At 68.1% G+C, this 11,354-nt stretch carries 11 protein-coding genes; 5 read left to right on the plus strand and 6 right to left on the minus strand.

What is annotated here, in order from left to right; genetic code table 11:
• Nucleotides 1–23: 23 nt before the first annotated feature.
• Both infA and ACFV4K_RS31275 read right to left on the minus strand, forming a co-directional pair.
• Nucleotides 24–257, minus strand: a complete 234-nt coding sequence (gene infA / locus ACFV4K_RS31270) for a translation initiation factor IF-1 (RefSeq protein ID WP_379279777.1) — start codon at nt 255–257, stop codon at nt 24–26.
• Complete coding sequence (locus ACFV4K_RS31275; protein ID WP_379279779.1) at nt 254–1,024, minus strand: GNAT family N-acetyltransferase; 771 nt, start codon at nt 1,022–1,024, stop codon at nt 254–256. The genes infA and ACFV4K_RS31275 overlap by 4 nt, the downstream gene beginning before the upstream one ends.
• 453 nt (nt 1,025–1,477) lie before the next feature.
• Here ACFV4K_RS31275 and ACFV4K_RS31280 point away from each other — a divergent pair, with 453 nt between their 5' ends.
• The 3 genes from ACFV4K_RS31280 (at nt 1,478) to ACFV4K_RS31290 (ending at nt 5,608) form a co-directional block, all read left to right on the plus strand.
• Entirely contained in the window at nt 1,478–2,797 is a 1,320-nt protein-coding gene (locus ACFV4K_RS31280; protein ID WP_379279781.1) for a GDSL-type esterase/lipase family protein, read from the plus strand.
• 162 nt (nt 2,798–2,959) lie between these two features.
• Nucleotides 2,960–3,211 (plus strand): hypothetical protein, encoded by a 252-nt coding sequence (locus ACFV4K_RS31285; RefSeq protein ID WP_379279782.1) that lies wholly within the window; start codon nt 2,960–2,962, stop codon nt 3,209–3,211.
• Between the two features lie 336 nt (nt 3,212–3,547).
• On the plus strand, nt 3,548–5,608 hold the full coding sequence (locus ACFV4K_RS31290) for an SDR family oxidoreductase (RefSeq protein WP_379279784.1): 2,061 nt from the start codon (nt 3,548–3,550) through the stop codon (nt 5,606–5,608).
• Between the two features lie 66 nt (nt 5,609–5,674).
• On the opposite strand, the gene ACFV4K_RS31295 is transcribed toward ACFV4K_RS31290, so the two are convergent.
• Nucleotides 5,675–6,322, minus strand: a complete 648-nt coding sequence (locus ACFV4K_RS31295) for a cutinase family protein (protein WP_379279786.1) — start codon at nt 6,320–6,322, stop codon at nt 5,675–5,677.
• Nucleotides 6,323–6,590: 268 nt separating this feature from the next.
• Here ACFV4K_RS31295 and ACFV4K_RS31300 point away from each other — a divergent pair, with 268 nt between their 5' ends.
• Nucleotides 6,591–7,991: a wax ester/triacylglycerol synthase family O-acyltransferase gene (locus ACFV4K_RS31300; RefSeq protein WP_379279787.1), complete on the plus strand. Its 1,401-nt coding sequence runs from the start codon at nt 6,591–6,593 to the stop codon at nt 7,989–7,991.
• A 22-nt stretch (nt 7,992–8,013) separates the two neighbouring features.
• On the opposite strand, the gene ACFV4K_RS31305 is transcribed toward ACFV4K_RS31300, so the two are convergent.
• Together ACFV4K_RS31305 and ACFV4K_RS31310 are read right to left on the minus strand one after the other, a co-directional pair.
• Nucleotides 8,014–8,934 (minus strand): alpha/beta fold hydrolase, encoded by a 921-nt coding sequence (locus ACFV4K_RS31305; protein WP_379279788.1) that lies wholly within the window; start codon nt 8,932–8,934, stop codon nt 8,014–8,016.
• 84 nt (nt 8,935–9,018) lie between these two features.
• A complete protein-coding gene (locus tag ACFV4K_RS31310; protein WP_379279790.1) occupies nt 9,019–9,717 on the minus strand; it encodes an expansin EXLX1 family cellulose-binding protein in 699 nt (232 codons plus the stop codon).
• 421 nt (nt 9,718–10,138) lie between these two features.
• Here ACFV4K_RS31310 and ACFV4K_RS31315 point away from each other — a divergent pair, with 421 nt between their 5' ends.
• Nucleotides 10,139–10,996, plus strand: a complete 858-nt coding sequence (locus ACFV4K_RS31315) for a cyclopropane mycolic acid synthase family methyltransferase (RefSeq protein ID WP_357277527.1) — start codon at nt 10,139–10,141, stop codon at nt 10,994–10,996.
• Here ACFV4K_RS31315 and ACFV4K_RS31320 read toward each other — a convergent pair.
• Nucleotides 10,980–11,321 carry a TIGR03086 family metal-binding protein gene (locus ACFV4K_RS31320; protein ID WP_379279792.1) on the minus strand — a complete coding sequence of 114 codons (342 nt, stop codon included), beginning with the start codon at nt 11,319–11,321 and terminating at the stop codon, nt 10,980–10,982. The genes ACFV4K_RS31315 and ACFV4K_RS31320 overlap by 17 nt on opposite strands.
• Nucleotides 11,322–11,354 lie beyond the last annotated feature (33 nt).

Genomic DNA, 11,354 nt, shown 5'->3' on the forward strand with positions numbered 1-11,354 from the left:
ACTCGACGCCGCCCCGTTGCCCGTCAGGTCCTGTACCGGAACAGGATTCGTCCCCTGGTGAGGTCGTAGGGGCTCAGCTCGACGAGCACCCGATCCTCGGGCAGGATCTTGATGTAGTTCTTCCGGATCTTGCCGCTGATGTGCGCCAGGACCCGATGCCCATTGGGCAGTTCCACCGTGAACGTGGCATTGCGCAGGCACTCGACCACGGTGCCCTGGATCTCGATGCCCTTTCCTTTCTGACCAGGATTCGTCATCGCAGCACCAGTTCCAGGTTGCCGCCGACCCGGCGCGCGCCGACGCTGTCGAACAGCGTCAGGGCCGCAACATTGGATTCGTTCACTTCGGCTGTCGCGGTAGGTATTCCGCGAACGTGCAACGCGCCCAATGCTTGGGACAGCATGGCGCGGCCGATGCCGCGATGTCGCGCATCGGCCCGCACCGCGATCAGTCCGATGCGCGGCAAGCGCGTCAACTGGACCACGCGCAGCAGTCCGACATAGCGATCGGCCTGTGCCGCGGCCACGTACAGCTTCGGATCCACCACGGTGTCACCGCCGGGGCCGCGCAGGATCTCGGCGGGCATCTCCTGCCAGCCGATCGTCGATTCGACTTCCTCGCGAATGAACCGGTCCACGACGCGCAGCGGTTCCTCCTCCGCGCTGCCCGCGGGCACCACCGTGATGTCCGGGGGCGGTGCCACGGCCCCCAGTCCGGTGGTCGCGGGATCAGTGGGCACGAGATACTCCCACTCCCGCCTGCGGGTCACGAAACCCGCTCGCCCCCAACAGGACAGCAGCCCATCGTCGCCCTCGTCGACCACGGTGTGCAGCGGCCGTCGCAGGGTGGACAGCATGGCCGCCGCGATCTGATCGAAGACGTCGTCGTGCCACGCGTCGATACTGGCGAACAGCCGCCCATCGGGCCGTCGTGAAACCTCGCCGGACGCGACCACCCGGTCGTTCTCGACGGCTTCCCACCGCGTCAGTTCGACGCGGCGGATATCTACAGAATTAGTGTTCATCGGTCGTCACCTTTCGGGATTGCCTACGCAGAGAGGCGCTCCCGGCGACGACTAGTTCGTTCGCCCATCCGCGACCACGAGGGGGAGCCCCCACATCGGTACTGTCCGCACGGGTCTCACCTCCTCGCCTGATGTCACGGTGCCCAGCACGCTACAGGCCGCTCCCACACCTGCCCACCGATTTTTCTACCTGCGGTTTTCCCGGCCCGCGGCGATCGCGTTACCTTCGCGCCGCGGCCTCCGTCATAGGGGCGACGGCCGAACGCGGTCGTCCCGTTCGGGATGCGCTCGTCGACCCGGCCCGCCTCGCCGCAGTGCGACCGGACCCGGCCCCGACCGGCGACCGAGCGGGCGGCGAAGGCTGACAGTCAATCGCCGGAATCGGCCCCACGGTCGATCTTCGGCGGTTACGTTGGCCGAAATGTCCAGTTGGGTCGGGTGATGGTGGTCGCTATGGCGTCTCGTGGGTGGGGTGTGTGCAGCGCCGGTGTCGCGGCGTCGGTCGCGGTGGCCGCGATGGCGGTCGGCGGACCGGCGGGGACGGCCGTGGCCGAGACACCGGGATGCGATGCGCCGCAATGGGTGAGCGGATGGATGGCCGCGCCCTCGGACGCCTTCGGGGCGGTGGATCCGTCGATGGTGCCGCAGGCGCACGTGGGCGGGCAGACGTTCCGGCTGGTCGCGACACCGCACCTGGGCGGGTCCGTGGTGCGGATTCATCTGAGCAACCAGAATCGGCCAGTGCCGGTCGAATTCGCGCACGTCACCATTGCCGAGCAGGCCGCGGGACCGGCGGTGCGCGCCGAGACGCTGCGGGAGGTGGGCTTCGACGGGAGCTCCCGCGTCACGGTGCCCGCGGGCGGTGAGGTGGTCAGCGATCCGATCGAGTTGACGTTCGAAGCTTTTCAACCGCTGGCGGTGAGCGTGTACGCGCCGGGACTGGCGGTGCTGCCGACCGAGCACTTCGATGCCAATGCCACCAGCTACTACAGCCTGCCGCTCGCGGGCGACGCCACCGACGAACCGTCCGGTGCGGCCCTGCCGCTGCCGACCACCTCGATGCCGTTCCTGTCGGGCCTCGACGTCCAGGCGCCCGGCACCACGTCGACCATTGTCGCGTTCGGGGATTCGATCACCGACGGCTATGTCGGCGCGACCTACCTGAGCGTGCCGCAGGATCCGAACGTGGTGGACCGCAATGTCCGCTACCCCGACTTCCTGCAACGCCGCATCGACCAGGCGGGGCTGCCGTTCACCGTGGTCGACGCCGGGGTCAGCGGAAACCGGATCACCCGAGACGGGTTGATCCCGCAGTTCGGCCCGGCCGGCGTGACCCGGGTGCAGCGCGACGCCATCGCCAAGGCCGGAGTCACCGACGTCATCATCCTCGAGGGGATCAATGATCTCGGCGTCCCGATTGGCGTCGATTTCGACCAGCTGGTCGCGGGCTACACCGACCTGATCGCGCAGCTGCACGCCGCCGGGCTGGCGGTCCATCTCGGCACGATCATGCCCGCGGGCAACGCGCTCTCCGACGGCATCGCCACCCTGCCCCTCGCCGGGCCGGTGCGGCAGCGGGTCAATGCGTGGATCCGCACCCAGACCCTGTCGGACAGCGTCATCGATTTCGACGCCGCCCTGCGCGATCCCGCCGACCCCGATGTCCTCGCGCCCCGCTACGCCGGCGCCGACAATCTGCACCCCAACCCGGCCGGATACCAGGCCATGGCCGAAGCCATCGATCTGAGCGCCTTCCGCGGCCGCTGCCGCTGACCCCCGCACCGCCCTCCCGTGTGACTCGAATCATGGCGGGAGGGCGGCCGTTCCCCGGGTCACGACAAGTGTGACTCTTGTCGGCTTCACTCCGCAGTAGACCGATCGTCATACTGAACTCGGTACCTACTGATGAGTAACACCGAGGAAAGGTGGAGGTCGATGAATCGCCGTCGAGTGGCAATCGGGATTGTTGCCACCGGTATCGCGTTGAGCGCACCCATGCTGGGCGCGGCCTCCGCGGGAGCGACTCCGGCGAGCGAGGGCTGCCATTCCGGCACCCGCGTGCCGACCTCCGATCCGCACACCTACGACTCGTGCGTCGAGGGCGAGTGGGGCAACCTCCGCCAGTGCCCGCCCTTCACGATCGTGACTCAGACGGTCGACGGCGACGTCCGCTGCGTCAACGAGTAGCCGCGAACGGTGCGCAATCGAACCAAGTGGTCGACCGCTCAGGACATTTGACCAGTTGCCCGTGGATTGCCGAGTGCGCCCCGAGTTACATCAAACCCGTTGTTACACATACCAACTCGAATAGCCCCGAGGTGACCAGTCACACAGGGCTGCAACGGCCGTTCCGCTTGAACGACCCCTCGCGGAACCGTAAAGTTACTGGCTAGTTAGGCACGATGGTGTTCCTACCTCGGCCCGACATTCTGTAGGGGGCCATTCACACAACGTCCGCATCCACCGACGCATGTCGGACGAACCCCGTTGGGTATCAACAGGTTCGTAATCAAGGAGGGGACGATGACTTCCTACATCATCACGGGCGGAACCGGATTCCTCGGTCGGCGGCTCATCGCCGGACTGCTGGAACGCGACCCGGAAGCCGTGGTCCACGCACTGACGCGGGAGGCCTCGGTGGCCAAGCTGCGCGAGATGGCGGCGGGCTGGGGCGCCGAGGACCGCGTGTTCCCGCTGGTCGGCGACCTGACCGCGCCCGGCCTGGGACTGATCGACGACGCGCCCCGCGCCGACCACGTGATCCACCTCGGCGCGGTCTACGACATGACCGCCGACCCCGAGGTCACCTACGCGGCCAACGTGCGGGGCACCGGATCGGTGATCGCGCTGGCCCGCGAACTCGGCGCGGTCCTGCACCACGTGTCCTCGGTCGCGGTCGCGGGCGACCACCGCGGCAAGTTCTTCGAGGACGACTTCGATCTGGGCCAGGGTCTGCACTCGCCCTACCACCGCACCAAGTTCGAGGCCGAGAAGATGGTGCGTGAGGCCGCGGACCTGCGCTGGCGGGTCTACCGCCCGGCCATCGTGGTCGGCGACTCCCGCACCGGCGAGATGGACAAGATCGACGGGCCCTACTACTTCTTCCCCGCCATCGCCGGACTCGGCGCGCTGCCGTCGGAACTGCCGGTGCCGATCCCGGATCTGGGCGCCACCAATATCGTTCCAGTCGACTACGTGGTCGCGGCCATGCTCGAACTCATCGCCAAGCCGGGTCTGATCGGCCGCACGTTCCATCTGACCAACCCGGAACCGCAGCCCTTCACCGAGATCTACAACGCGCTGGCCCGCGCGGCCGGCGCCCCCACCGCGATCGGCACCGTGCCCGGCTCGCACACCGCGCTGCACGCGCTGGGCGGACTGCCGGGCGTGCCCACGGTGCGCGATTTCCTGTTGGAGCGCTTCGGCATTCCCGCCGAGGTCGCCCCGCACACCGCGTTCGAGTCGACCTTCGTCTCCGAGTCCACCCGGGCGCACCTGCGCGGCACCGGCATCGAGGTCCCGGCCTTCGAGGACTACGCCGAGACGCTGTGGTCGTACTGGCGCACCCACCTCGACCCGGACCGCGCCCGCCGCCACGACGGCGGTCTCGGCGGCCGGATCGTGCTGATCACCGGCGCGTCCAGCGGCATCGGCCTGGCCACCGCGCACGCCGTGGCCAAGCGCGGCGCGACCGTCCTCATGGTGGCGCGCACCGAGGAGGACCTGGAGGCCGCGGCCGCCGCGGTGCGGGCCGACAGCGGTGCGGCGCAGGCGTACGTCTGCGACATCACCGAGGAGAAGTCGGTGGAGCTGCTGGTCAAGCAGGTGCTCGCCGACTACGGGCACGTCGACTACGTGGTCAACAATGCCGGACGCTCGATCCGCCGCTCGGTGCTCAACTCCACCGACCGCATGCACGACTTCGAGCGGACCATGGCGGTCAACTACTTCGGCGCGGTGCGGCTCATTCTGGCGCTGCTGCCGTCCATGCGGGAACGCCGCTTCGGGCACTTCGTGAACATCTCCTCGATCGCGGTGCAGACCAAGGTGCCGCGCTTCGCCGCGTACGTGGCCAGCAAGTCGGCGCTGGACAACTTCAGCGAGATCGCCGCTGTCGAGAACGCCGACGCCGGAATCACCTTCACCTCGGTGCGTATGCCGCTGGTGCGGACCGCCATGATCGCGCCGACCGATCTGTACAAGTCGATTCCGGTGCACAGCCCGGATCAGGCCGCCGCCATCGTGGTGCGGGCGCTCGAGCACCGGCCCAGCCGCATCGACACCCCGATCGGCACCTTCGCGCAGTTCGTGGACACGGTCATGCCGTCGGTGAAACGCGCCATCCTGCACCAGGGCTACCGGATGTTCGGCGAGTCCAAGGCGGCACGTTCGCAGCCGAAGACCGGGCACCCGGCGGTGGACGCCGAATCCACCACGGCGACCGGCGAGAGCGCGGCGGAGGTCACCGCCAAGCCCGAGTCCCGCAGTCCGCTGCTGGCGCTGGCCCCGATCGTGCAGCCGCTCATGGGCCTGCCCGCGCCGGCGGCGCGGATCACCAACCGGATTCCGGGCTTGAACTGGTGATCATCCTGCCCGGCGACGGTATTCGGATCCGTTCGGCGGAGTAGTTGCACCTCACACAGTTCGGGGTCAGATGTGGTCCGCGGCGAAATTGGCCGCGGCCACCAGATCGCTGCCGTAGGCGACGTGCGCGTTGGCATTGAGGCCGGAACCGCACACCGGGTCGCCGCCGACGCACCAGTCCCCCGTGCGGGACAGGAACTCGCCGGGCACATTCCAGCCCAGGCCGCGGACGGGGTCACCGAAGAGCAGGACCGCCGCCACCCGGTCGCCGAGGTAGCGCGGCAGCTGGACGCGGCCCGGGTACCAGGACACCACGCCGGTGCCCAGCGCGGCCTGCACGACCGCCGCGCCCTGTGAGTAGCCGACCAGGACGAACTGCTGGCCGGGGCAGGCGGCGGCGCGAACGGTCAAGTGCCGCACCAGATCCGCGCTGCCCGCGCCGACGTCGAAGCTGTAGTCGGCGGGGTAGTTCACGCGGTAGGCGGACATCGAGATGGGCAGCCGGTCCCGCAAGACACCGAAGAGGGGGTCGCCGATCTGATCGCCGAGCCAGCCGGGTTCGCCTGTGCCCCTGGCCACTACGACGTCCACATCGGCGCAGCCCTGCGCGTGGGAACTCGGTTGTGGCACGAACACGGTCGCGATCGTCAGCATGATCGCGACACCCCATGCCGTACGCCATCTTCCAGACGGCAGCACCTTCCGGTCGCCCATCGTCCTCACCTCTCACGTCATTGTGAGAAGTCCGGTGACTCTTGTCATTGACTAGAGAACGATCACCGGACCATGTGACCCAAGGTAAGAACGCTCCGGAAGGGCGGCAACGAATTCCACTGGAGAGACACCTGATTGGTACCCAACCGTTTCATCGTGAAACTTGTTATCTACGTGCAACTTTGGGGCAACAAAACGGGCTCGGACCGGTTCCGGAGCGCACCGCGAACCGCACGCAAAATACAACCGGTTCTCATAGTGTGTTGGTATGGAACGACTTACCGGGCTCGACGCGAGCTTCCTCTATTTCGAAACAGACACCCAACTCCTGCACGTCTGCGCATTGCTGATACTCGACCCCGCCGCCGACGGGGTCACCTATCAGCACGAGGCGTTCAAGGCCGAACTCGGCCGGCGGCTGCACCTCATCCCGGCCATGACGCGGCGGCTGCACGCGGTTCCGTTCAACCTCGATCATCCGGTCTGGGTACGGGATTCGAACTTCGACCTCGACTACCACGTGCGGCGGCTGGCGCTGCCCAGCGGAGCCGGGGACCGCGGGCTGGCCGAACTGGCCGCCGACATCGCCGGACGCCCCCTCGACCGCGCCCGCCCGCTGTGGGAGATGTGGGTGGTGGAAGGCCTGCCGCACGGCCGGGTGGCGGTGGTCTCCAAGTACCACCACGCCATCGTGGACGGCATCACGGGCACCAATATGATGATGCACCTGTGCGATATGCAGCCGGGCGTGACCTACACCCCGCCCGCCGAGGACACCACCGCCGAGGCCGAACCCACCGATCTGCAGCTCGCCGGTGAGGCGCTGCTGAACCTGCCGGGGCGCCTCGGCATGGTCGGCATGGTGCCCAAGACGGTCGGCATTCTGGGCGGGCTGGTGCAGCGGCGGCGCGAATCCGGCGGCCGCGGTATGCCGTTGCCGTTCACCGCGCCCCGCACGCCGTTCAATCGGGCAATCACCCAGCATCGGGCCATCTCCTTCGAACAGACCGAGTTGTCGGATATCAAGGAGATAAAGACCGCCTTCGGGGTGAAGGTCAACGACGTGGTGCTGGCCGTGGTCGGCGGCGCGCTGCGCAGCTACCTCGAACTGCACGACGAACTGCCCGAAACCTCGCTCATGGCCTCGGTTCCGGTGTCGACCCACGACACCTCACGCCACGAGGAGGGCACCAACAAGGTGTCGACCATCTTCGCCCGGCTCTACACCGAGATCGAGGATCCGGTGGCGCGGGTGCTGGCCATCGCCGAGGACAATCGCGGGGCCAAGGAGGAGCACAACCTGATCGGCGCGGATTTCCTCCAGGATTGGGGAAAGTACGCCCCGCCCAACACCTTCCAGCTCGCCGCCCGGGCGTACTCCTCGCTCAAGCTGGCCGATCACCACCCGGTGGTGCACAACCTGGTGATCTCCAATGTGCCCGGGCCCAACTTCCCGATGTACTTCCTCGGGGTGCGGGTGTCGTCGATGTATCCGTTCGGACCGGTGTTCCACGGCGCGGGCCTGACCGCCACCGTGATCTCCAACAACGGCCACCTGGACTTCGGCTTCATCGCCTGCAAGGAACTGGTCCCCGATGTGGACAAGATCGCCGACGCCGTCCCCGAGGTGATCACCGCGCTGCTCAAGGCCGCGCGCGAAAAGGGCTGAGCCCGAACCGAGTGGCTACCGTCTAGAGCCGCTCCGCCACCGACTGCACGGCCTCGAGGAACACCGGGACAAAGACGTCCGCCTCGAGTGCGCAGGCCGCGTGGCCCGCCCTGGCGAGGAAGATCTCCGCTCCCGGAATCGCTTTCGCCATCTCCAGCTGACGGAACACGGGCAGCGCCCGATCCCGCGTGGTGATCACCACCGCCGTCGGCATCTTCAGCGTCGGCAGCCATTCCGACGCATCGAAACGCCCCAGCACCGCGAGCGCCTGCGCGAGCGCCCAGCCGCTGGTGGCCCGCAGCTCCGTCATCGCCCAGCGATCCATCCGGCCCACCGGCCACGAGGACTCCGGCAGCGTGGGCAGTTTGTCGCGACGCAGCTCCGCCCGGCGGAACGACCATTCCGAGAACAGGGCGGCCGTCGCCGACCAGCCCCGATGGAAGGCGCGCTCGCGCCACTTCTCCTGGAAACGGTAGGTGGTCGCGGCCAGGACCAGCCCGCCCACCCGGTCCGGGTGCCGGTGCGCGGCCAGCTGGGCCACCACACCGCCCATGGAGTAGCCCGCCAGGATGGGGCGCTCGATGCCCACGGCGTCGGCGACCGCGATGACGTCGTCGGCCAGATCGTCGAGATCGAAACGCTCGGAACGGATTCCGTGGCCGTGCCAGCGCTGATCGAACAGGACCACGCGGTAGTGGGCGTTCAGCTCGCGCAGCGACGGGAACCAGTTGAGCATGGCGGTGGTCGCCATGCCGTGCAGCAGCAGGACGGTCGGCGCGGCCGTGGTCGGGCCGGGCAGGTCCACCACGTAGGTGACGCCGCGGTCGGGCAGCTCCACCATCTCACCCTGCGGCACCTCGGTCAGCCGGGAGATGCGCGGTGACAGGCGGCGGCCGCGCCGGGGCGCGGCGGGCGTGGTCGTATCCGAGCTGGGGTTCGTCATCGAGGGCCTCCCGGCACACCGTCGCGGCGGTCGAACTGGAACACGTTTCACTCGATGATGCCATACCGCGGGCGCGGCGGCGGGTTACGGCGTGCAGGGCGCGGGGGCGGCGACCACCGTGGTCACGACCACCGGGGCCGGGGGCTCGGACGGGGCGGGGGACGGCTCGGCCGTGATGTCGTAGAGCTGAATTCCGGTGCGGCGCAACTGCCCCGGCTCGATCGCGACCCCGGGGACATACGCGACGTGGCCGTAGATGTCGGTCACCTGGGCAGTGAACGGGCCCCTGCCGATGCCCGACACGGTCCAGTAGTTGTCGTAGCCCCGGCGCATCGGGCGGTAGTCGCCGCCGGAATCCGGGCGCAAGGCTACTTGCGCGAGGGGATTGCCGGTGCCGGAGAACAGGATTCCGATCCAGCTGGTCGAAGAGCTCTGCTGGACGCGGTAGAACAGCTCCGGCGCGGGGTTCGGGTCGCGCACGGCGCTGATCTTGACCGGCGCGACGCCGTCGACGGAATCGGCGATCGCCTCGAAAGCCGAACGGCTCAAGTCGTATTGGTCCGGGCCGCAGCCGGTGCAACGGTCGACGATCTGGGCACGGACGCTGCCCAGCGGGCCGTCGATGTCGACGTAGGAGCCGCAGGGGGCGGAACCCTCGTATCGGCTGGTCGGGACACCGACGTAATAGCCGTCCGGCGGCAGATCCGGCAGTGAGCAGGCGACGCCCGGACCGAAGTCGTAGAACCGGGCCTCGACCTGCTCCAGGGGCGGTGACGCGTCCACGGTTCGAATCTGCTGAGGAGTAACCGCGCTCGGTGCGGGTGCGGCGGACAGCGTGACGACCGTCGGCGTCGGCGCGGCAGTGCTGCAGCTCAACGACTGCGGTCTGATCCACCACGTGGCCAGTCCCACCACCACCGCTCCCACCAGAATCGTCCACAACCACGGCCTGCCAGGATGGACCTCTTCGTGTCCGGTGCGGTGCATGGCCGGTCCCCAACCCTCCGAATTGTGTTTGCTGACTCGATGCTGCACTTCCCTTCAGGAAAGCAGCCGGGGCCGCTACGCTGAGGTCGAATGGCAATTTCGGAATGAAAAGCGCGGCGTGTTGGCGGCGTGTCCGCGATGTAGAACCCAGGGCCCGACCGCTACGTATGTCCGGATGTCCATATCTCCGACGTCACCACACCCGGGGAGAGATGCCATGGCCCAGCTCGCGCCCTTCTACCGGCAGGTCCAGGCTCACTACGACCTGTCCGACGACTTCTACGCGCTGTTCCTCGACCCCTCCAAGACCTACAGCTGCGCCTACTTCCAACGCGCGGGCCTGACGTTGGAAGAGGCCCAACTGGCCAAGATCGATCTGGCGCTCGGCAAGCTGGGGCTCGAACCCGGCATGACCCTGCTCGACGTCGGCTGCGGATGGGGCTCGACCATGATCCGCGCCGTACTCACCTACGGAGTCCGCGTCATCGGACTCACCTTGAGCCGCAACCAATTCGAGTACGTCCGCACCGAACTACGCGATCTGGGCATCTCCGAAGCCGAAGTGCGCCTGCAAGGTTGGGAGGAATTCGACGGCACCGCCGACCGCATCGTCAGCATCGGGGCGTTCGAACACTTCCGCAAACAGCGCTACCCCGAGTTCTTCACCCGCTGCCACCGCATGCTTCCCCCCGGTGGCCGCATGCTGCTGCACACCATCATCGGCCACAGCCTCGCCGACCTGCGGGCCGCCGAGATTCCGGTGACCCGTGAGGACGCCCTGTTCCACATCTTCGTCAAACGGGAGATCTTCCCCGGCGGCCAGCTCCCCCAGAAGGACACCGTCCCCCGGGAGGCCGAGGCGGTCGGATTCCGGACGACCCGAATCCAATCCTTGCGCCCCCACTACGCGAAAACCCTTGACCTGTGGGCGGAATCCCTCGCGGCCCACCACGCCGAGGCCGTCGAGCTCACCTCCGAAGAGGTCTATCAGCGCTACATGAAGTATCTGACCGGGTGCGCCCACTACTTCCGCGCGGGGCACCTCGACGTCATGCAGTTCACGCTGCAGAAGTAGACCGGCCGAGGAAGGCCAGCAGCCGGTCGTGAGCGGGAGCGTCGGCGGACGACGGCCGCGCCGGGCCGAACATGCCGGGGCGCCGGAAGGCGTCGAAGTCCATGGATCGCATAACGGTGAGCAGGTAGTCGGCCTGCCGCTCGTCGATGAGGCGCCGCTGCCCGGTGACGACGGCCAGGTCGATGCCGTGGACCAGGATTTCGGTCAGGTGGATCAGGGCGGCCATGGGGCCGGGCACCGGACCGAAGCCGAGCCGGACCGTGGTGTCCAGCGCGCCGGGGCGCGACCAGGCGTCGCGGTCGAGGTGCGCGGCGGCGGCGTACATGGTGTGGGCGGTCGGCTATGGTCGCCTCTCCAT

Origin of the sequence: Nocardia sp. NPDC059764 (assembly GCF_042732555.1) — a bacterium.
Lineage (GTDB): Bacteria > Actinomycetota > Actinomycetes > Mycobacteriales > Mycobacteriaceae > Nocardia.